Annotated in this window: 19 protein-coding genes and 1 tRNA gene; 8 read left to right on the top strand and 12 right to left on the bottom strand. The window is 58.6% G+C overall.

Annotated elements, in window-relative coordinates; all coding sequences use genetic code 11:
* Positions 1-27: 27 nt before the first annotated feature.
* Positions 28-477, bottom strand: coding sequence for a recombinase family protein (locus K2Q04_RS14270; protein WP_366935756.1), 450 nt, complete (start codon positions 475-477; stop codon positions 28-30).
* 1,074 nt (positions 478-1,551) lie between these two features.
* On the opposite strand from K2Q04_RS14270, the gene K2Q04_RS14265 reads away from it, so the two are divergent.
* Positions 1,552-2,229 (top strand): hypothetical protein, encoded by a 678-nt coding sequence (locus tag K2Q04_RS14265; RefSeq protein WP_291165022.1) that lies wholly within the window; start codon positions 1,552-1,554, stop codon positions 2,227-2,229.
* Positions 2,230-2,822: 593 nt separating this feature from the next.
* Here K2Q04_RS14265 and K2Q04_RS14260 read toward each other — a convergent pair.
* From K2Q04_RS14260 to K2Q04_RS14250, 3 genes are all read right to left on the bottom strand, one after another.
* The gene (locus tag K2Q04_RS14260) at positions 2,823-4,154 is read right to left on the bottom strand and encodes a tyrosine-type recombinase/integrase (protein WP_291165019.1); all 1,332 of its coding nucleotides are present in this window, start codon (positions 4,152-4,154) and stop codon (positions 2,823-2,825) included.
* A 139-nt stretch (positions 4,155-4,293) separates the two neighbouring features.
* Positions 4,294-4,370, bottom strand: a tRNA-Arg gene (locus tag K2Q04_RS14255).
* A gap of 167 nt (positions 4,371-4,537) precedes the next feature.
* Entirely contained in the window at positions 4,538-4,855 is a 318-nt protein-coding gene (locus K2Q04_RS14250; protein WP_291165016.1) for a hypothetical protein, read from the bottom strand.
* Between the two features lie 255 nt (positions 4,856-5,110).
* On the opposite strand from K2Q04_RS14250, the gene polA reads away from it, so the two are divergent.
* A complete protein-coding gene (polA, locus tag K2Q04_RS14245) occupies positions 5,111-8,095 on the top strand; it encodes a DNA polymerase I (RefSeq protein ID WP_291165013.1) in 2,985 nt (994 codons plus the stop codon).
* Positions 8,096-8,193: 98 nt separating this feature from the next.
* Here the strand turns inward: polA and phaZ are convergent, their stop codons facing one another.
* Positions 8,194-9,576, bottom strand: a complete 1,383-nt coding sequence (gene phaZ / locus K2Q04_RS14240) for a polyhydroxyalkanoate depolymerase (RefSeq protein ID WP_291165531.1) — start codon at positions 9,574-9,576, stop codon at positions 8,194-8,196.
* 377 nt (positions 9,577-9,953) lie between these two features.
* Here phaZ and K2Q04_RS14235 point away from each other — a divergent pair, with 377 nt between their 5' ends.
* The gene (locus tag K2Q04_RS14235) at positions 9,954-11,165 is read left to right on the top strand and encodes an NTP/NDP exchange transporter (RefSeq protein WP_291165010.1); all 1,212 of its coding nucleotides are present in this window, start codon (positions 9,954-9,956) and stop codon (positions 11,163-11,165) included.
* A 57-nt stretch (positions 11,166-11,222) separates the two neighbouring features.
* Here the strand turns inward: K2Q04_RS14235 and infA are convergent, their stop codons facing one another.
* From infA to K2Q04_RS14220, 3 genes are all read right to left on the bottom strand, one after another.
* Positions 11,223-11,525 carry a translation initiation factor IF-1 gene (infA, locus tag K2Q04_RS14230; protein WP_092868259.1) on the bottom strand — a complete coding sequence of 101 codons (303 nt, stop codon included), beginning with the start codon at positions 11,523-11,525 and terminating at the stop codon, positions 11,223-11,225.
* A gap of 92 nt (positions 11,526-11,617) precedes the next feature.
* Positions 11,618-11,824, bottom strand: coding sequence for a cold-shock protein (locus tag K2Q04_RS14225; protein WP_013214405.1), 207 nt, complete (start codon positions 11,822-11,824; stop codon positions 11,618-11,620).
* A 284-nt stretch (positions 11,825-12,108) separates the two neighbouring features.
* Positions 12,109-12,561: a DUF882 domain-containing protein gene (locus tag K2Q04_RS14220; RefSeq protein ID WP_291165005.1), complete on the bottom strand. Its 453-nt coding sequence runs from the start codon at positions 12,559-12,561 to the stop codon at positions 12,109-12,111.
* 411 nt (positions 12,562-12,972) lie between these two features.
* On the opposite strand from K2Q04_RS14220, the gene K2Q04_RS14215 reads away from it, so the two are divergent.
* Together K2Q04_RS14215 and K2Q04_RS14210 are read left to right on the top strand one after the other, a co-directional pair.
* Positions 12,973-13,428, top strand: coding sequence for a hypothetical protein (locus K2Q04_RS14215; protein ID WP_291165002.1), 456 nt, complete (start codon positions 12,973-12,975; stop codon positions 13,426-13,428).
* Positions 13,429-13,702: 274 nt separating this feature from the next.
* Positions 13,703-13,942, top strand: a complete 240-nt coding sequence (locus K2Q04_RS14210) for a hypothetical protein (RefSeq protein ID WP_291164999.1) — start codon at positions 13,703-13,705, stop codon at positions 13,940-13,942.
* Positions 13,943-13,973: 31 nt separating this feature from the next.
* On the opposite strand, the gene K2Q04_RS14205 is transcribed toward K2Q04_RS14210, so the two are convergent.
* The 3 genes from K2Q04_RS14205 to fumC form a co-directional block, all read right to left on the bottom strand.
* Complete coding sequence (locus tag K2Q04_RS14205; RefSeq protein ID WP_291164996.1) at positions 13,974-14,204, bottom strand: ribbon-helix-helix domain-containing protein; 231 nt, start codon at positions 14,202-14,204, stop codon at positions 13,974-13,976.
* Positions 14,205-14,432 (bottom strand): DUF4169 family protein, encoded by a 228-nt coding sequence (locus tag K2Q04_RS14200; protein ID WP_092869082.1) that lies wholly within the window; start codon positions 14,430-14,432, stop codon positions 14,205-14,207.
* A 188-nt stretch (positions 14,433-14,620) separates the two neighbouring features.
* Positions 14,621-16,012: a class II fumarate hydratase gene (fumC, locus tag K2Q04_RS14195; RefSeq protein WP_291164992.1), complete on the bottom strand. Its 1,392-nt coding sequence runs from the start codon at positions 16,010-16,012 to the stop codon at positions 14,621-14,623.
* 391 nt (positions 16,013-16,403) lie between these two features.
* Here fumC and K2Q04_RS14190 point away from each other — a divergent pair, with 391 nt between their 5' ends.
* Together K2Q04_RS14190 and K2Q04_RS14185 are read left to right on the top strand one after the other, a co-directional pair.
* Positions 16,404-16,721, top strand: coding sequence for a GYD domain-containing protein (locus K2Q04_RS14190; protein WP_291164989.1), 318 nt, complete (start codon positions 16,404-16,406; stop codon positions 16,719-16,721).
* Between the two features lie 341 nt (positions 16,722-17,062).
* Positions 17,063-17,866, top strand: a complete 804-nt coding sequence (locus K2Q04_RS14185) for an outer membrane beta-barrel protein (RefSeq protein ID WP_291164987.1) — start codon at positions 17,063-17,065, stop codon at positions 17,864-17,866.
* Positions 17,867-17,940: 74 nt separating this feature from the next.
* Here K2Q04_RS14185 and K2Q04_RS14180 read toward each other — a convergent pair whose 3' ends face one another.
* On the bottom strand, positions 17,941-18,714 hold the full coding sequence (locus K2Q04_RS14180) for an SDR family oxidoreductase (RefSeq protein WP_291164985.1): 774 nt from the start codon (positions 18,712-18,714) through the stop codon (positions 17,941-17,943).
* 134 nt (positions 18,715-18,848) lie between these two features.
* Between K2Q04_RS14180 and K2Q04_RS14175 the strand changes: the two genes are divergently transcribed.
* On the top strand, positions 18,849-19,751 hold the full coding sequence (locus tag K2Q04_RS14175; protein WP_291164983.1) for a LysR family transcriptional regulator: 903 nt from the start codon (positions 18,849-18,851) through the stop codon (positions 19,749-19,751).
* Positions 19,752-19,790 lie beyond the last annotated feature (39 nt).

Raw genomic sequence — 19,790 nt, 5'->3', positions numbered from 1 at the left:
TAAGCGGTCTCATTTTCTTAGCGGCGGCTATACTTTGAGCAACCGCCGTTTGTTGGGGCGACCCAGCTGAACACCTCTGAGTCGAGCGGCCGCCATACCTGCCTTTGTTCGCTCACTGATGAGTGCGCGCTCGAATTCGGCTAATGCACCCATCATGTGAAATTGAAGGCGCCCGCCCGCGGTGCTGGTGTCGATGGCCTCAGACAGCGATTTAAACGCTATGCCGCGAACCTCTAGATCGTTCACCAGCAAGATTAAATGCGAAAGGCTGCGCCCGAGCCGATCAAGGCGCCAAGTCACCAGCGTGTCGCCAGGCTTCAGATATGCAAGTAGTTCATCCAGCGCAGGCCTGCTTTTCAACGCTCCGGAAAACCCACTATCGTTGAAAATACGTTGACATCCTGCCCGCTCAAGGGCGTCGAGTTGCAAATCAATACTCTGTTCATCCGTTGATACGCGCGCGTAGCCAATAAACATTCACAGCCGCCCGCTTACGCAAATTGCAGGGAAATGATGGTGTGGAAAACCTATCAAAAGGGGTCCCTTTTGCTCGTTGCTTAGGCGTCGCTTCTCTCAGGACGCGAACCGCCCGTTTCCTAGCTTAGAGCGCGCTAACCATCATGCAACTTCGCTGCACAAAAAAGGACCCTTTTTTGAAAAGCTCCGCAGACGGTTGATCGTCTCATCATAAGTGGAGTGACAAGATTGAAACGGTATCAGCGTTCGAGAAGCACTTGCGAGCACCCTGTTACAAGTGCAGTTCTCCAAACCAGCTTTACGGTCGCAGAAATTGAGGATGCCCTGATATTCGTCGCCTACGTGGTCAAGCTTCATGGCCCGAGGCACGCACCACTGATGTATCGTTTACAAGCCGAATTGGAAAAGGCAAAGCGGGAAGATCCCATGGCCGAAGCGGATAGAATCCTAATGCTATACACACGGCAGGGGAATTTGGAGATAGCTATTTCGAAAGACGAAGAAATATAATCCGTGTTTTTGCGATATGGGGCGAAAGTTTATTTTGCCGATAATGACAAGTTCTATCCGCTTTTTTAGAGCGCAAAATCCTTATTTTGGAATCTCGGAATAATATTGCCAATTTGATTGAAGACCGATTTGAGGCAGTGCGATCGGCCCCTCTTAAAAGGGCTCGGACATGAGGGGTTCGAGTCCCTTTTGTTCGATATCTAAAACACCAGCTAACGCACTGATTATAATGTTGTTTTCTATTTTCACACCCCAATTGGTGCCCAGAAGAGGACTCGAAAGGAAGGTGAAATTCAGGCGGGGTTGCACCATACCCCAAAGGTTTGGCGCCCCGTAGGGGACTCGAAGTGAACCGAGGGGAAACTAATTGTGCTGTCGTGCATTCCATCGGCGCTTATGCAATTTCGTAATTCTGAGCGTCGCGAGTTCAAAACGTATTGACGCGAATCCCTCGAACGGGCGAATCTTAATTGGGTTTGACGGGGGTCTCCCGCTACTAAAAAGAAAAATCTTATGTTGATCGGTAAGCCCCTTCGTAATGAATTTAGGCGAAGGAGACGGCGCATGCGCGTCAATTGGAGCGATGTTATTGCCGGCGTAACAATGCTCGAAATACGGGATTTCTTGAGATACGTTAATCGTACTTCTTTTTGTCATTTGCTTTTAGTAAAGCACCTTAATGTGACCGAGGGTGCGGCGATCACCATCGTGGAGAAGCTATTGGGTCAGGGTCTGATTAGGGTTGATCCGACAGTTCAGCTCCTAAGTGAGCCTGCATTTGCTCTCACCCCTACGGGAGACCAGTTTGCCTATACCAAAGCGGTTGCAAGGATCGGCAAGCCGAAGGCAGATGCCATTCTCCGGAAGTTTCGTGAGCGAATTGAATCGGTTAATTCGGACCGCAAGCTGGCCTTCTATGTCAAGAGAGCTTTCTTGTTCGGAAGTTACATAGACCCTGGAATGACTGACTATGGTGACCTTGATATCGCCATTGACCTGCAGTCGCGAATAGTTTGGGGAGCGAAATTTTTTGATTACTGCGAGGAGCGGGTGGAAAAAGCCGGCAAAGGAAATCTGAGACGCGCCCAGGCCGTGAGATACTGCAAAAGAGAAGTTGAGCGGCTCCTCATAAATCGAAGCCACTACATCTCGTTGGCCGACATGTCCGTAATCGAACCGCTTAAAATCAGGTTGGAAGAGTTTTACGTTGCTCACAACAAGGAGCCATGTGAATCGCGTTGAAGGCGTCCCTAAATCCCTTGCTGGAGTTTGTGGTCGCGAACTCGAACGCTCTGGTGCCAAACGAGTGTCGTCGCGTTGACGCTCTTAATAGCCTACATAAGCAAACCTCACCTCGGAGAAGTTACATCCTTCTGTGCCCCCACGCGGTCCATCGCGCCGTAATTTTTTGAAATTGTGTGAAGTCGGCCGAGAGCACTTTCGCAGGGGGGCTGACTCCCTCGGCCGTTTGAAGCATCCAGTAGATATAGCGAAACGAAAATCGTTCGGCCGATCGGCTCTTACAACTTCAACCACTCACGAAATCTTGACCTACCCCCAACTACGTTTCATTTCCCCCCAATACGCCCAATGATTTCTGACCGAACTGGCCTCTTGAAGCCCTAAAATCCCTACGTCATCGCTCATTTATGCGAACGAGCGACGACGAGCGAAGCATACCTCTTGAGCGGCTAGAAATGGCCCTGAGAGAAGCTGCCCGCTGTGTCGTCCTCTATGGAGCGGAGTACGCATTCATTTTTCGCCGGCTCGAGCATGCCGTTGCCGAAGCACGGCGAGACAACCCAGTAGCCAGGGCGCGCCAGCTGCTGGAAATGTCAGATCCGTGAAGGGCCGCGAAGCACAATCTGATTCAAAACCTTTTGCGCCACCGGAAGGTCCACACCCTCGCCGTAACGCATGCCCTTGCGCGCGTGCCCCATCAACTGATCGATGGTTTTATCAGGGCAAAGAACAGCGCGCAGCCGATCAGAAAATGAATGGCGCAGAGAATACACGCTTTGCTTGGCACCTCTCGGCCGCATATCCCGTGCGTCCAAAGCCTTATTGATCAGGGCTGATAACGATGCCTCGCGGTCCCGGTAACGAGGAAACCCCTTGGGCTGGGCCTTCATCGCCTGAAGAGCCACGCCGACAAGCGGCACTTTTCGTTTGGACTCCGCCGTCTTCAACTTGCGCCCATTGGGCTCAACGGACACGTGAGGAATATCCCCATCCAGAAAAATGGTCTTCTCATCCAAATTCGCGGCTTCGGACAACCGCAGACCCGTTTCCACAATCACGTAGATAATCCGGCGCGCCTCATCATTGAGACCATCAAACATCCCCTCCGCGAGAAACTTGTCCTGAATAAAATCCGTCGAATAAGGAAAGCGGGCCTCATACTCCGGCCCCGCAATCTTGATGTCCTCAAAAACGGCGTCCAACTTCAATCGGTTCAACTTGTTCACGGTCGAGAATATCCCGCTGAGGCGGAACAAATTTGAGTTTGCCGTATCGGTTACGACCTCTCCCGACACGATCCTGTCCGTCCAAAATTGCCTATATTCCAACACGTCGTCCCGCGATATTTCTTTAAGGGCCTTGTCTCCCCCAATCACGTCGATGAATAGATTGACGGCGTTCTCCCGCGCTTTCCGCCACTTCTTTCTTTGGTTCGGCGACATCCCGTTTAGCTCAGCCTGTTTCAATTTTTCGGCTTCATCAACAAGCTCGGAAATCTTGGTCCCCGGGAAAGGCACCATCCCGCACACCACTTCGGCGGTATCCTTGTGCTGTTGCTCGGTCAGGGGCTTGAGCAGCGCCAACCGCTCCACCAGCGCATCAAGGCTCAGTTGCATGAGCTCGGACTTTTCGATGTAGGTGAGGCCCAGATCGCGGGCACGCTTCACGGCTTTCTCAAAAGTCTTTTGCGCCGATGGATCGCGGCCGGCGCGCAAATCCGCCCAGAACTCCTGAAGCACCCGATCAAGCTTCGCCACCGCCGGTCTTGCCGACACCGCATAAGGATCATCGGCTATTCGAATATGCGTGGAAACGACAACCTTGCCGCGCGTGTCCAGCTCTGCCAGCTCCTGCGGCACCACCCGCACCAGATACCAGTACCCATTCCGCTTCTGCGGCCGTGCTTGCTCGACGTGCCTTGCCATCGAAACCCCTTCGCCAAGGCCGTGGAATTGGTACCGATTCAGGTACCGATTCCTGGCACAAAAACTCTAGGCAAACGGCCAGTCACGGCAGCCTGCCTACGGTTTCTTCAGCAAATTCGGGGTTAAATTCGTCTGGGTATGGCGCACCCGGCAGGATTCGAACCTGCGACCTTCGCCTTCGGAGGGCGACACTCTATCCAGCTGAGCTACGGGTGCTTCGGCGAGACTGATAGCCCATTCGTCGACGCGCCGCAAATAGAGACATCTGCGGCGCGGTAACTGCTCGAAAATAAAGGTGAGACTAGGCGCCTCACCTTATTTTTTGCGTTTACTCATGAGCTTGCGCCGACCCTCCCCAAAGGAAGCCTCGGGCGCGCTAGCGCTCAATAGCGGCAGGGCTTGGCGACGACGACGCATTTCGCAAGCAGGATCGCGCCCTTTTTGCAGTCCCACTGCTTACCCTGTGCATTCCAGAAGTCGGCGTAGCGGCGACCATAGAGGTTGCGCACCGTGCTCTTCCAGTTCTCGCGGGCCTCGATCCGGGCCTTCTCGGAACCCGTCCCCAGAATGCCGGTCGCGGTCGCAACGCCTTCGACGGGCGCGCGGCAGCGAGGCAGCGCTTGGGCTTCGACGGCCCCAAGAGCGGAGGTTATCGCTGCAACGGCGGCGACGCTGGCCATGAATTTGACGGTTGTGCGCATGACAAATAGTCTCCCCAAAGTGACGGTTTGCAACTTCCCCAGCCGGCACCCTACATAGGTGTTGGCGGACATGAGCCACGGGGCAGAGGGCGCTGTCAACGGACCGGCCGGCCCGATTGGCAGATTGGTCCGCCAGCGTGCGATAATGGCCGCGATTTCGTCGAGGAACGCGCCTTCCCGCGGTTTTGAGAACAGCCGCGATAGTCTCCAGTCGCCCGTGCCTAACCGCCCGAGACATGGCCAAAAAGAGCAAAGATGCAGCAGAACGATATTGAGCAGTCTTCAATTATTGGCGCGGCAGAACAAGTCCCGATCGTCAAGGGAAGCCACGTCTATCTCGTTGACGGTTCAGGCTATATTTTCCGGGCCTTCCACGCGCTTCCCCCGCTGACGCGTCCTTCGGACGGGCTGCCCGTGGGTGCGGTCCACGGCTTCTGCGCGATGCTCTGGAAGCTTTTGCGCGAGTCGAAAGCGTCCGAAGCGCCAACCCATATTGCCGTCATTTTCGATGCCGGCCGGGAGACGTTCCGGAACGACATCTATCCCCAGTACAAGGCGCACCGCCCGCCGCCGCCGGAAGAGCTTCTTCCGCAATTCCCCCTGATCCGGGACGCGGTAAAAGCCTTCAACGTTGCCTGCATCGAACTCGACCGTTACGAGGCCGACGACCTGATCGCGACGTACGCCAGAGAGGCCGTGAACGCCGGCGGCGATGTTACGATCGTGTCCTCCGACAAGGACCTTATGCAACTCGTGCGCCCCGGCGTCACGATGTTCGACGGCATGAAAGCCAAGCGCATCGGCCGCGACGAGGTGATCGAGAAGTTCGGCGTCCCGCCCGAAAAAGTCATCGACGTGCAAGCGCTCTCGGGCGATTCCGTCGACAACGTTCCGGGTGTTCCCGGCATCGGCATCAAGACGGCGGCCGAACTCATTTCGACTTATGGCGATCTCGATACGCTTCTGGCGCGCGCCGGCGAAATCAAGCAGCCGAAGCGGCGCGAAAAGCTCATCGAGTTCGCCGAGCAGGCACGCATCTCGCGTCAGCTCGTGCTCTTGAAAGAAGACGTGCCGCTCGAAATTGCGATCGAAGCGCTGGGCGTTCGCGATCCCAAGGTCGATGCGCTCCTCGGCTTCCTGCGCGCGATGGAATTCAGCACCCTCACGAAGCGCATCGCGGAAGGCTTGGGAGCGGAAGCCCCGCCGCCGCTCGCGATCTCGGTCGGCGCGAGCCTCAAATCCAAGGCGCAATCGACATCGGAAAAAATCGAGGCGCTCGCTGAAGAGGAAGCATTCGAGGATGCCACTCCGGCAGCGGCCGTCGCCGCTGGAACGGCGATCGCGCGCGCCAAGGCAATCGACCGCAGTAAGTATGAAACCATCACGACGCGAGCACGCCTGGAGGAATGGGTCAGGAAGGCCGGTCAAACAGGCTATGTCGCATTCGACACCGAGACGACGGACCTCGATGCGACGCGGGCCGACCTCGTCGGCATTTCGCTCGCCGTTGCACCGGGTGAAGCGTGCTACGTGCCGCTCGGACACACGGGGCCAAGCAACGATCTCTTTGGCGGCGCCGACAACCGGCCGCCGCAACTCGCGATATCTAAAGCATTGGACGTGCTGCGGCCGCTACTCGAAGACACCTCGGTCCTGAAGATTGGCCAGAACATTAAGTATGATGCGCTGGTGATGAAGCGCTATGGCGTCGACGTCACGCCGTTCGACGACACGATGCTCATTTCCTATGCGCTCGACGGCGGACGCAACGCACACGGCATGGATGTGCTCGCCGAGCGCCACCTCGGCCACGCCTGCATGACGTTTGCGCAAGCGATGGGACAAGCGCCGGGCGCCAAAAAGTCCGAGAAGACCTTCGCCGCGATGCCGCTCGATAAGGCGACCGAATATGCCGCCGAAGATGCAGACGTGACGCTGAGGCTCTGGAAAGTCCTGAAGCCTCGTCTCGCGGCGGAACACGTAACGACCGTCTACGAAACGCTGGAGCGGCCGCTCGTTCCGGTCATCGTCGCGATGGAGCACGCAGGCATCAAGGTCGATCGCGATATCCTTGCGCGGCTGTCTAGTGCATTCGCGCAGCGCGCCGTCAGGCTCGAGGAAGAGATCAATGGCCTAGTCGGCCACAAGTTCAATCTCGGCTCGCCGAAGCAACTCGGAGAGCTTCTGTTCGATCGTCTGAAGCTACCCGGTGGCAAGAAGACGAAGTCCGGCCAATGGGAAACCCGCGCCAACTTGCTGGACGAGCTCGCGGCGAATGAGGAACTCGACGGCGATGCGCGCCGCCTGATCAATACGATGCTCGAGTGGCGGCAGATCTCGAAGCTTCGCTCGACGTACACCGATGCGCTGCCCGAATTCATCGATCCATCGACGGGCCGCATTCACACGAGCTACGCACTGGCGTCAACGACGACCGGCCGTCTTGCCTCGTCCGATCCCAATCTGCAGAACATCCCGATCCGCACGAAAGAGGGCCGCGAAATTCGCACAGCCTTCATCGCCGATAAAGGAATGAAGCTCGTCTCGGCCGACTATTCGCAGATCGAGCTGCGCGTTCTCGCTCACGTCGCCGACATTCCACAGCTGAAGAAGGCATTCGCCGACGGCCTCGACATTCACGCGATGACGGCGTCGGAAATGTTCGGCGTGCCGGTCAAGGATATGCCGGGCGAGGTGCGCCGCCGCGCCAAGGCGATCAACTTCGGCATCATCTACGGTATCTCGCCGTTTGGCCTTGCAAACCAGCTGAGCATCAGCCGCGAGGAAGCCAGCGACTACATCAAGACCTACTTCCAGCGGTTCCCCGGCATCCGCGATTACATGGAAGCGACGAAGAAGCACGCGCATGCGCACGGCCATGTCGAAACGATCTTCGGGCGGAAAATTCACTATCCCGAGATCAACACGAAGAACCCGTCGATGCGCGGTTTCCTCGAGCGGGCGGCGATCAATGCGCCGATACAAGGCTCAGCGGCCGACATCATCCGCCGCGCCATGATCCGCATGCCGGGCGCGATCGAAAAGGCGAAGCTGTCCTCGGCTCGCATGCTTCTGCAGGTTCACGACGAACTCGTTTTCGAAGTGGCCGAAGCGGATGCTCAAAAGCTTATCGACGTCGCGCGCCGCGTGATGGAGTCGGCGGGCGAACCAGCTGTCAAACTATCGGTGCCGATCCACGTCGATGCGAAGGCCGCCTACAACTGGGACGAAGCGCACTAGAGCATCGCGCACAAAAGTGGGAACCGGTTTTGTGCAAAAGCGATGCGACAGCCAAAATTTAGAGCGTCGGTTCTGATTCTATCCCGCCGACGCTCTAATCACTCGCCGGCGGCGGACGGCGGATGCTTGCCGTTGACGCCGTTGAGCGTGCCGTTCGGCTTCGTGCGCCAATCCGGAGCGACGTCCGGAGCATCCTTCAGCACCCGGTACGGCTTCGGCATGCGCGTCGACTGATTGCCGGTCAGCCGCTTGTAATTGATCGTGCGGATGAACTCGCGAATGCGCGGCTGAATCTCGGTGCGCCAGCGCGTGCCGTTGAACACGCCGTAATGGCCGACGCCCTGCTGCACGTAGTGCACTTTCTCGTCGTGCGGGATGCTGACGCAGAGATCGTGCGCGGCTTCCGTTTGGCCGAGGCCGCAAATGTCGTCGCGCTCGCCTTCGACGGTCATGAGAGCGGTGTTGCGGATCGCCGAGCAGTCGACCAGCTCGTTCCGGTGCATCAGCTTCTTATCGGGGAGCAGGTGATCCTGGAATACCGTCTGCACGGTCTGCAGATAGAACTCCGCAGTAAGGTCCATGACCGCGAGGTATTCTTCGTAGAACGACTGATGCTGGTTGACGCTGTCGCAGTCGCCTTTGACGAGATTGTTGAACAGGTCGACGTGAGCGTTCATGTGCCGCTCGAGGTTCATCGTCATGAAGCCCGTGAGCTGCATGAAACCCGGATAAACCGGCCGCATGAATCCCGCATGCGGAAATGGCACGGTCGAGATGACGTTGGACTCGAACCACGAGATTGATCTCTCTGCCGCGAGATCGTTGACCTTCGTCGGATTACGGCGCGTGTCGATCGGGCCGCCCATCAACACCAGCGACGCCGGCTGACAGGTTTCATCCCGCGAGGCCATCAGCGCGGCCGCGACAAGCGCAGGCACGGCAGGCTGGCATACCGCCATGACATGCGTGTTCGTGCCGATGAAACGCATGAAGTCGATCAGGTAGTCGACGAAATCATCGAAATCGAATCGGCCCGCCGCAATCGGCACGTTGCGAGCGTCGGCCCAGTCGGTGATGTAGACGTCGTGCTCGGGAAGCATGGATTCGACCGTGCCCCTGAGCAGCGTCGCGTAGTGCCCCGACATCGGCGCGATGATCAGAACTTTCGGATCGTAACGCTTGCCGGTCTCGGCCTGGTCGCGATCGAAATGAATAAGATTGCAGAACGGCTTGGCGAGAACGACCTCCTCGCGGATCGGAACCGTGAGGCCCGCGAGCTGCACGCTTTTGATGCCGAACTCGGGTTTCCCATAACGGCGCGTGATGTTCTCGAACACCTCGCACGCGGCGATCATGTTCTTCCCCGCCGCCGTGTAGCTCATCGGGTTGAGAGGCCAGCCGAGTGTCTGACGCAGGGCCTGGACGCCGAATCGGACAGGGGACATGAACGCATGGGCCATTTCATAGGCGTAGTAGTTCATATCTGTCGCAAGTCCTTGTGTTGATAAGGATTTCCCGCTGACTGCCAACTCACCGGACAGCTTGTTGTTGCTGCACTGCGTCAGTATAGAACTATTAGTCATAGTCACAATCTAGAAAACGTTAGAGTGCCTAACGATAAGGCACACCCGTGCATTAAAGGTACACTGCCGGAAACCCTGTTGGCCTGTACTTCTCCGCTGCATCGCGTCAATCACGATGACGCACGCTCGCCACTGTTAGTTCCGGGAAGACAATAAGAGCGATAGCTGCGAGAACTCCGGCCAGCATGCCGTCACAACGATCCCCCTCATCGACAACTTCTTCCGGCTCGTGGCTGCGGCGCTTTGTTGATGTCGCGCCCGGAGAGATCGCTGCATTGCTCGCATCGTTCGCGATGTTCTTCGCGCTGCTGTCTGCTTACTACATCATCCGTCCCGTTCGCGACGAAATGGGCGTCTCGCTGGGCAAGGATTCGCTCCGCGAACTTTTCACGGTCGTCTTCGTCGTGATGCTCGTCCTCGTGCCGCTGTTCGGATTTGTCGCGACACGCTTTCCGCGCCGTTACGTGCTTCCGTCGATTTACAGTTTCTTCTCGGCGAACCTCATCGTCTTCTGGCTCCTGCTCAAAGCATCGCCTGACGATCATTGGGTGGCCGGATCGTTCTTCGTCTGGGCAAGCGTCTTCAATCTCTTCGTCGTATCGCTCTTCTGGAGTCTGATGTCGGAGCTCTGGTCGCACGAGGAAGCGACACGGCTCTACGGCTTCATCTCGGCAGGCGGCACCGCTGGTGCTCTCGCGGGGCCGTTGCTAACGCAAGGGCTGGTCAGAGTAGTGCCGCCCGTCGATCTCTTGGCTGTCTCGGCGGCATTGCTGATCGCGTCGATGTTGGCGAGCTTGCAGTTGCGCCGCCTCAGACCGGCTGAAGCGAAGACGGCGTCCGAGCCCGCAGGCGGCGGCATACTCGACGGCGCGATAAAGGTCTTCACGACGCCGATGTTCGCGCGCATCGCGCTTTTCATCTTCATCACAAACATTATCGGAACGTTTTTCTACCTGGAGCAGGCGCGTCTCGTCGCGGCATCGATAGACAACAGCGCGGACCGCGTGCTGTTTTTCTCGGGCCGTGACCTTGCCGTCAGCGTCGTGACGTTCCTGATCGAAGTCTTCGGAACGGCGCGCGTTCTGCGCCGCTTCGGCGTAACGGGAGCGTTGCTCGCTCTGCCGCTGACGGGCGCGCTGGGCGTGCTTTTACTGACGTTCGATGCGGCGCTGTGGATTGTCGCCGCCGTCATGGTTGCTGAACGGATCGTTTCGTTCGCGCTCGCCAATCCCGCGATAAAGGTCATCTACACGCTCGCCACGCCAGCCGACAAATACAAGGTGCAGAACTTCATCGACACGGTCGTATTTCGCGGCGGCGATGCAATGTCGGGATGGCTCTTTTCGATCGTCGGAGGCGGGCTCGGATTTGCTGCGGGAGCAACTGGAGCGATCGCCATTCCACTGGTGGCCGCTTGGCTCTGGACCGCCGAGCGCCTCGGCGCCAATCACAAGCAGCGCGCCGCCGAACTTTCCGTTAGTGACTAAAGCCCGTTAACTCGCGGGAGAGCACTGCGGTTGAAGGCAGCGCGCAGTCCGTCGTGATTAGCGTCCGCCGCCGCGACGAGGAGGGCCGCCGCTCGAGCGTGCCGTGCCTGCAGGTTCGGCGCCGCCGCCACCGGGACGACCGTCTTTGTGACGGAAGTTGATGCGGCCCTTGGTCAAATCATAAGGGGTCATCTCGACCGTCACACGGTCGCCAGCGAGAATGCGGATGCGGTTCTTCTTCATGCGCCCCGAGGTGTAGGCAATGACTTCATGCCCATTGTCGAGCTTCACGCGACAGCGGGCGTCAGGCAGAACTTCGTCCACCACACCCTCGAACTCGAGCATCTCTTCTTTCGCCATTCGATCTCCCGAACTTCCTTTTTGATAACCGGATAAGAAAAGCGGGGAGCAGCCGAGCTGCTCCCCGCATGAGTGGAGTGGCCTCGAAAACCTTAGAGCGGACGGAGGTTTACGGCAGCGATCTTGCCGTTACGCCCACGCTCGGTTTCAAAGTAGATCTTTTGGCCTTCGCGGAGCGACTGAAGACCTGCTCTTTCAACTGCCGAGATGTGAACGAAAACATCGTTCCCACCTTCTTCAGGCTGAATAAAGCCGTAACCCTTCTGACCGTTGAACCACTTCACAGTCCCGTTCGACATCAATTGCCTCCAAAGCAAACATGCAGTCCCCGGCAGAATGTCCGGAGATAATCAAATCGCGCGATGGAGACGTCTTAGGGCAGGCGGTAGCGCTGTCGAAGAGTAAGCCAAGGCGTGTTCGATGGCGACTTTATGCCTTGCTCCTTCAAGAAAGGCAAGATCGTCGCAGGCGGTGCGGGGGCCCCCAGGATGCGCCACAGAGCCCTGAAATGCATGCCGTTTCAGCATCCCGCGGACAACGCCTGATTGAAATTGAGGCGGGCCGCACGGCCCGCCTCGAAGCTTCAGGTCCGGCCGCTCGGACGGTTAAGAGCGACAAAGCGTGCGCCGACGTCGACATGGATATGATCCATATCGTTGTAGGTCATGATGCCACCGTTCTTATAATTGGCGATCAGCCAGCGAACCACTTCGGCTTTGCGGCCCGGCACGCGGAAATCGATGGCCTGTCCCGAAGCATGCTTCGAGGGATAGTTCGTCCCGGCGATCTTTGCGCCCGGCCGGCAGGTCGAGACGATTTGGACGTTGTTGAATTGGCCCCGGATGCGCCCGAGAAGGTTGCGTGCTTCCGATGTCAGACAAGCGGTGCTGTCGCCGGATGCGCGGCGGCTGGCGGTCGTATGGCTCTTGGCGCGGTAGCCTTTGCCGCTGTTGTAGGATTTGGCCTCGGCCAGGCTCGGCGCGACGAACGCGGCAAGTGCCAGAGAAAGCACAGCAATAGTCGATCCCCTACTCATGGGAAGTCCCTCGTGTTCAATGATGGGAAAAGGTCGAAACGCACCGCCCGCTGCTTCCCCGTGAAGCGGCTATGACGAGCCATAAGGCCCGCGCTGCGGAGCATTGGATTGGACAGGGGACCGCGAGCGCCAGCCCCCCGGTGCGCCTCACGACCGTGATCTCAACGAGACCGGAGGTGCCCTGTCACGGAAGACGAGTGCACCGTTTTGTGCGGCGTGTACTGAAAGCCTTACCCGATGGGCCAAAATAAGGCGAGTTGTAATGGCATTGCGTCCGTTGCTTCTCGCGAACAGCCTTCAGTCGAAATCTGTAAATTGAGCAACAGGCATGGAATAGTTGACGCAAGCAGAGTAGCAAGAAGGGCGCGGGGCACATCGCGCAAAGGGGACAGCAGGGAAGGGGAAACAACCATGAATGCCTTGAGAAGTCTTTTGATGGGCTTCGTCGCCGGAATGATTGCGGCGGTCATCGCTCAAGAAGGGATCAGCTGGCTATTCGTGAAATATTGGACTGGCTGGAACGCGATGCCCTGGAGCACGGACCCCGTGCCGAGCCTGCTTGTGCCATCGCTCGAACTGCCCTGGATCGTGGGCAACACGTTGACCGGCGGTCTCTGGGGCGCACTGTTTGGCCTGATCCTCGGCTGGAAGCCGGAGGGCATGATGACCATTCGCGGTGCCATCCTCGGCCTCTTCGGGCCGGGCCTCATCAGTGCGTTTATCGTGATGCCCTATCTCGCGCATCGCCAGTCGCCGCTGCTCGAAGGCAACGTTAGCGAGATCGTACCCATATTGTGCATTGCTGCCGGATTCGGCGCCATGGCGGCTTGGCTTTACGGCCTCTTCAGCTGGGGTCGTCTGCCTTAACGCCGAGACGGCCTGGGAGCATTAACGGGCGAACATCGCAAAATCGCAATGCGGCGGGGCGGCACTTTCGAGGTCCCGGCCCCGCCTTTCCGCTTTATTAGAACCGTCACGCGTTTCCTCGAACGTAACTCCGTCAACGCATAGCATCAGCAACTCGAGAGGGGCTGGCAACCGCCCTGTCGAATACCTAAGTTCCGGAGGCGGCCAATCGAGAGCGCCCGGCCGAAAGAAATCCCGCCCCTCGAAGGAATTCGGCCCTCGCGAAGGAACTGCCTTGAAAACCCATCTGATCGGAATTTTCCTGGCGCTTGCCGCGGTCGCCCCAGCATCGCAAGCATTGGCGAAGCACATCAGAACGAAGCCGAAGCCGCAGCCTTGGTACGATAGGCCCGTCGTGCGTGACTGCACGCCGATCAATGGCCGCTACGGCTATTACGGCAACCCTTGGTGCGACACCGGTTCGAGCCGCCCTCCCGATATCGAATTTCGCGAGCGCTACAGAAGATACCGATAAGGCTTCGCTGCCGGACGACGCCGCGCTGCCGCTAATCAGCGGCCTTGACCTGCGCGCGCGCCTTCAGGCGGTCAAGCAGCCAGACGCGGACGGCGCTCGAGAGTCCCGCATCCCCGCGTCCTCTGTCGATGGAATTGATCAAGCTCGCGAGCGTCATGCCGTCTTCGGCGGCAGCTTCCTTGAGAGCAATCCAGAACGCCTTCTCGAGTGAAACCGACGTTCTGTGTCCCTGAATGGAGAACGAGCGCTTCTCGGGCCTCATTTACGAGGCGGTGTTGGGATCGATATCGTCGGCGTCTTCGTCGGCGCGATTGTCTTCCCGACGTGCCCTGTCGAGCTCGGCCTGAGACTTGCGATGTTGCGCGTCGACAAGGCCCCGCTCCGACTTCGATTGCCCGTATTTGAGCCGGTTTTCATGCGCCTCTCGTTCCCGGTCGGCGCGCTCGCGGGCTTTACGGACCTTGTTGAGATTGATGATCTCGGCGGTCATAAAATGCACTCCGCAAAGGATGCAAATCGCATCCTGAGTTTCAGCCATTTTATCTGCAGCAACGCAAATCCGTCAAACGGCGACGCAGCACTTGATGTTGAAAGTGCCGTTCGGTCGCAATGACGGCGTCATGCAAGTCTGTCCGCGAACGTCGCAAAGTTGCGAAGAGCAGCGCGAGACTGACGCGATCACTCGGGCCCGATCATCTTTTCCGGCCGCACGATCTCATCGAACTCCTTGTCCGTCACATAGCCGCCGCCGACGGCTTCGTCGCGAAGCGTCGTGCCCTTCTTGTGGGCAGTTTTCGCGATTTTAGCGGCGTTGTCGTAACCGATCTTCGGAGCCAAAGCCGTAACGAGCATCAACGACCGCTCGAGACCTCCGCGGATGTTGTCTTCCCTCGGCTCGATGCCGAGGACGCAATTGTCGGTGAATGACACCGCAGCATCGCTCATCAGGCGGACCGATTGCAGGAAGTTGTAGGCCATTACGGGATTGTAAACATTCAGTTCGAAATGCCCTTGGCTGCCGGCAAAAGAGATCGCGGCGTTGTTGCCGAAAATCTGAATGCAAACCTGCGTCAGCGCCTCGCACTGCGTCGGGTTAACCTTGCCCGGCATGATCGACGAACCCGGCTCGTTTTCCGGCAGCGAAAGCTCGCCGAGGCCTGAACGCGGACCCGACCCGAGCAGGCGGATGTCGTTCGCGATCTTGAACAGCGACGCGGCGACGGTGTTGATCGCACCGTGCGAAAACACCATCGCGTCGTGCGCGGCGAGGGCCTCGAACTTGTTGGGCGCGCTCTTGAACGGAAGCCCTGTGATGGCCGCGATGCGCTCGGCGACTTTCTCCGCGAAGCCGACTGGCGCGTTGAGACCGGTGCCGACTGCGGTGCCGCCCTGCGCGAGTTCCATCAACTTCGGGAGCGACTGCTCGATGCGCGCAATGCCGTTCTCAACCTGCTGGGTATAACCGGAGAACTCTTGGCCAAGCGTCAACGGCGTCGCGTCCTGCGTGTGCGTGCGGCCGATCTTGATGATGTGCGACCAAGCCTGCGCTTTGTCGTTCAACGCGTTGCGCAGCTTCTGCAGAGCCGGGATGAGCCGTTGCACGACCTCTTCCGCGCACGCGATGTGCATCGCCGTCGGATAGGTGTCGTTGGACGACTGGCTCATGTTGACGTGATCGTTGGGATGCACTGGCTTTTTCGAGCCCATCTCACCGCCGAGCATCTCGATCGCGCGGTTCGAGATGACTTCGTTCGCATTCATGTTCGATTGCGTACCCGAACCCGTCTGCCAGACGACGAGCGGGAAATGATCGTCGAGTTTCCCCTCGATGACTTCCTGCGCAGCCTTGACGACCGTCTCGCCGATCTTCGGATCGAGCCTGCCGAGCGCCATGTTCGTCTCGGCCGCGGCGCGCTTCACGACACCGAGCGCGCGAACGATCGGAGCGGGCTGCTTCTCCCAGCCGATCTTGAAATTACCGAGGCTGCGCTGAGCCTGCGCGCCCCAATAACGATCGGCCGCAACTTCGATTGGGCCAAAGGTGTCGGATTCGGTGCGCGTCTTGCTCATGGTGTTGCTCGGTCCCGTTGATGGTTCGTGGACGAAAATTTTCGTGCTTCGTCGCGCATGAAGCGCCCTTTGTCGAGCATTTTCATAAGCAACCCGTCATCCGCGATCCGCGAGCATGCGAGCGGTTCGGGGATCGAGCGCAAAAGTTGCCGAAGGCCCGGTATTGCATCTTCGACGAGTCTTGCGCTGGATCCCCGGCCTTCGGCGCAGTCGCGCCGCGCTCGGCCAAGAACGACGTGGAATAAGCGCAGCCCGCCGGTGCGACGCCAAGCGTCCACGGCGGCGATGAAGCTTGTCTGGGCGCCGGCATGACGGAAAGGGCAGTTATGTCGCCTCCAACTGAGGGTTTATAATCGCCCATCGCCAGGAGCTTGAAGGAGGAGGAGACGCTATGCCGAAGTATCTCGTGCAGGGTTCCTACACCGATCAGGGTCTGAAGGGCCTGCTAAAGGAGGGCGGTTCGAAACGACGAGCTATGGTAGAACGGCTCGCCAAGGAAATGGGCGGCAAACTCGAAGCATTTTATTTCACTTTTGGCAGTGATGACTTCGTCATTGTTCTCGACTTGCCGAGCAACATGGACATGGCAGCCACCGCGATCGTCGCCCAGGCCAGCGGTACGGTGAAGTCTCGGGTCACCGTCCTCATGACTCCGGAAGACGTGGACCAAGCGGTGCGAAGAAAAGTTGACTTCCACCCGCCGGAGTAAAGGGGCGGGTTCTTCAAGGACCATCCACTGACGATCAGGAAGCGACTTGGCTTACGTGATCGTGACGCCCGCTCTTTTGCGTGACAGCAGACATCGACCAATTAGCGATCACGGCAGCGTCCAGCCAAGAGCTGACATTTGCAGGTGTAGATCCGAACGTCGGCGCGAGCTCATGCTGGAGGCTGAGTCCAGGAGCGCGGAAATCCCAGCAGACAGCGCGTCAGCAAGCCATGTGCGAACGCCTGAACCGTACACCAACAACGCCGTGAACTCGCGTTCAAGCTGCAATAATCTCATGCAGAGCAGATTCGATTCGGGCCTGTCATCTGAGGGGAGCGACTATGCGGTTCAAGCTGACGCTGGCGATCATCGCGAGTTTTGTGGCGGCGCCGGCCGTCGCTGCCGATAGGCAGTTGCCAGGACAAGCCGCGCCTGCGCGTGGTGTCTACCTCGGCGTTTTCGGGGGCGGGGGCTTCGGCACCGCCACTGACGTCACGCAACTCGGCACGGCCTTCTTTCCCGAGGTCGCGGGAGGGCCGCTAGCCGTCAATGCCAGGGGTCGGACCGACAGCGGGGGCGTCGGGTTCGTCGGCGGGCAGATCGGTTATGAATTTTCGCGCGGCTCGGTAGTGCTGCCTGCCTTCGAGATCGAAGGTCTGTATCTCGACGCCGGGACGCGCCGCGCTACGCTGAAAAATCCCACTGACCGGATTTCCGAGCATACGTTTGACGATGCTTTCCCGATGAGCAGCTCCGTTATTCTGGCGAATCTGGTTCTCAGCTTTCCGACGTCTTATCAGGGCGTGACGCCCTATATCGGTGGCGGCATCGGCGGCGCCCGCGTCGCCATCGACGGCGCGAATTCCCTCCAGACCAGCCCGGCGGAGGCTGGCATCAACCACTTCAACTCCGGCCCCGACTCATCTGCCTGGACCTTCGCGGCACAAGCGAAGGCCGGTGTTCGCGTCGCCCTTAGCAGCAACGCCTATGTGTTCGGCGAGTATCGCTACCTGTACGTCGGCTCAGTCGATCAGACTTTCGGGCCCACCGAGTATGACACCCATGTTCCCACCTCTGCCTGGACGGAGCGCTTCGGCGAGACGTCGTACCATCTTGGGACCGCCGGCATCGGGTTCAACTTCTAGTTTGAGGCCGTGAACGTGCCGCCGGGACACGCGTCTCGGCGGCAAGGTGTTTTTCTTTTGAGAGCCAAGACAGACTATTTCGTCGTGTAGCCTCCATTGACCAGGATCGTCTGCCCCGTCATCCACCAGCCGTCCGAGACCAGGAAGCGGATCCAAGGAACGATGTCCTCGATGTGGGTCAGGCCGGTTGGCGTGAAAGCCGAAAGGGCAGCGGCGGTCTTGTGGTATGCAACGGCCTCGGCACCCTCGGCCGGATAGAAGAAGGGCGTGTCCATCGGGCCTGGCCCAATCGCCGTGACCGAGATCCCGCGCGACCCGAATTCCTTCGATGCCGCCCGCGTGAAGTGTTCCACGGGAGCCTTCGTGCCCGCATAAGAAGAATAGAACGGCGTGTAGGCGCCGAGCAGAGACGTCACCAGCGTGCAGATCTTGCCGTTGTCCGCGACGTGCTTGCCCGCCTCTTTGAGAAAGAAGAATGCCGCCTTGGCATTCACCGCGCTCATCTCGTCGTATTCCGCTTCGCTGATCTCGACGATGGGTTTCTTCAGAACCTTGCCCACGGTGTTGATCGCGATATCCGGCCGGCCCACGCAGCGTACGACGTCTGCGAAAAGTTTCTCGACCGCGCCCGCCGATGTCAGATCGGCCTGAAACGCGACGCATTCGGCGCCTGCGGTCTTGACCGCGGAAACTGTCGCCTCGGTCTCGGCTTTGCTCGAGGCACTGTTGTAGTGGATTGCGATCGCCTTCGCGCCTTGCACCGCGAGATCTCGTGCGATCAACCCGCCGAGATTTTTCCCGCCGCCTGCGATAATTGCGGTCTTTCCTTTGATGCTGTGATCAGTCAAGGCGCCCTCCTGGCTTCAAACGCAGCCACGTTGGTGCGCTTTCCAGCCCGGAAGATATCGTCTAAAAAATCGATATAAACCCATGCGTTCTGGCATGACATGTCAAAATTCGCGAACAATTGAAGAGGCCGCTTTTGGACCGCATCGACCGGTTTCGCATCTTTACGCGCGTCGTCGATTGCGCGAGCTTCACCCGCGCCGCGACGACGCTTGCTCTGCCGAGATCGTCGGTCTCCGCAGCCGTTCAGGAACTCGAAACGCGGCTTGGTGCCAGGTTGCTCAACCGCACGACGCGGAAGGTCTCTCCGACCCACGATGGTATAGCGTTCTACGAGCGCTGCATGCGCCTGCTCACGGATGTCGAAGAGGCCGAGACTCTCTTCTTGAAGTCCACCGCGCTTCCCTCGGGAAAATTGCGGGTCGACGTGCCGGGCCGCATTGGCCGGATCATCATTGCGCCGGCGTTGCCCGAGTTTCTCGATCGCTATCGTGACATCGATCTCGAGATCGGCATGACCGATCGCGCTGTCCATCTTGTCGAGGACAATATCGACTGCGCGCTGCGTGTCGGCCCCCTCCAAGATTCCGGCTTGATTGCGCGGTCGATCGGAGAACTGCGTCTGATCAATGTCGCGAGCCGAGCATACATCAAGGACCACGGCAGGCCCCGCTCGCCCGACAGTCTGCAGAAGCACTGGGCAGTGGGTTATGCATCGCCGTCGACCGGGCGCGTCGATGATTGGGAGTGGATAGAGAATGGCGAGGTTCGTTCTTGCCCGGTTGCCCGTCGCGTGACGGTCAATAGCGCAGAAGGCTACATCGCCTGCTGTCTCGCTGGCCTGGGTCTTATTCAAATCCCGGCCTACGACGTGAAGGACTATCTCGCTTCAGGTGAGCTTGTGGAAGTGATGCGAGAACATCGGGCGGCGCCCATGCCGATCACTCTCGTCTATCCGCATCGCCGGCATCTTTCGCGCAGGCTGCAGGTCTTTACCGATTGGCTGGAAGCGCTTCTGAAAAAGGAAATCGCTATCTAGCAGGTGCAAATCTGAACGTGGACGCTCGACCCGCGCGAC

Source organism: Hyphomicrobium sp., from assembly GCF_019753045.1.
In the GTDB taxonomy this organism is placed as follows: domain Bacteria; phylum Pseudomonadota; class Alphaproteobacteria; order Rhizobiales; family Hyphomicrobiaceae; genus Hyphomicrobium_B.
The sequence above is the reverse complement of the archived record's forward strand: the minus strand, read 5'-3'. Positions and strand labels throughout refer to the sequence as shown.

What these genes read in the sequence shown, in the direction of transcription:
- infA (WP_092868259.1), bottom strand. Translation starts at nt 11,525, where the DNA reads ATGGCGAAAGAAGAGATGCTCGAGTTCGAGGGTGTGGTGGACGAAGTT.
- K2Q04_RS14190 (WP_291164989.1), top strand. Translation starts at nt 16,404, where the DNA reads ATGCCGAAGTATCTCGTGCAGGGTTCCTACACCGATCAGGGTCTGAAG.
- K2Q04_RS14205 (WP_291164996.1), bottom strand. Translation starts at nt 14,204, where the DNA reads ATGAGGCCCGAGAAGCGCTCGTTCTCCATTCAGGGACACAGAACGTCG.
- K2Q04_RS14270 (WP_366935756.1), bottom strand. Translation starts at nt 477, where the DNA reads ATGTTTATTGGCTACGCGCGCGTATCAACGGATGAACAGAGTATTGAT.
- K2Q04_RS14215 (WP_291165002.1), top strand. Translation starts at nt 12,973, where the DNA reads ATGAATGCCTTGAGAAGTCTTTTGATGGGCTTCGTCGCCGGAATGATT.
- fumC (WP_291164992.1), bottom strand. Translation starts at nt 16,012, where the DNA reads ATGAGCAAGACGCGCACCGAATCCGACACCTTTGGCCCAATCGAAGTT.
- polA (WP_291165013.1), top strand. Translation starts at nt 5,111, where the DNA reads ATGCAGCAGAACGATATTGAGCAGTCTTCAATTATTGGCGCGGCAGAA.
- K2Q04_RS14250 (WP_291165016.1), bottom strand. Translation starts at nt 4,855, where the DNA reads ATGCGCACAACCGTCAAATTCATGGCCAGCGTCGCCGCCGTTGCAGCG.
- K2Q04_RS14265 (WP_291165022.1), top strand. Translation starts at nt 1,552, where the DNA reads ATGCGCGTCAATTGGAGCGATGTTATTGCCGGCGTAACAATGCTCGAA.
- K2Q04_RS14185 (WP_291164987.1), top strand. Translation starts at nt 17,063, where the DNA reads ATGCGGTTCAAGCTGACGCTGGCGATCATCGCGAGTTTTGTGGCGGCG.
- K2Q04_RS14200 (WP_092869082.1), bottom strand. Translation starts at nt 14,432, where the DNA reads ATGACCGCCGAGATCATCAATCTCAACAAGGTCCGTAAAGCCCGCGAG.
- K2Q04_RS14260 (WP_291165019.1), bottom strand. Translation starts at nt 4,154, where the DNA reads ATGGCAAGGCACGTCGAGCAAGCACGGCCGCAGAAGCGGAATGGGTAC.
- K2Q04_RS14220 (WP_291165005.1), bottom strand. Translation starts at nt 12,561, where the DNA reads ATGAGTAGGGGATCGACTATTGCTGTGCTTTCTCTGGCACTTGCCGCG.
- phaZ (WP_291165531.1), bottom strand. Translation starts at nt 9,576, where the DNA reads ATGAACTACTACGCCTATGAAATGGCCCATGCGTTCATGTCCCCTGTC.
- K2Q04_RS14225 (WP_013214405.1), bottom strand. Translation starts at nt 11,824, where the DNA reads ATGTCGAACGGGACTGTGAAGTGGTTCAACGGTCAGAAGGGTTACGGC.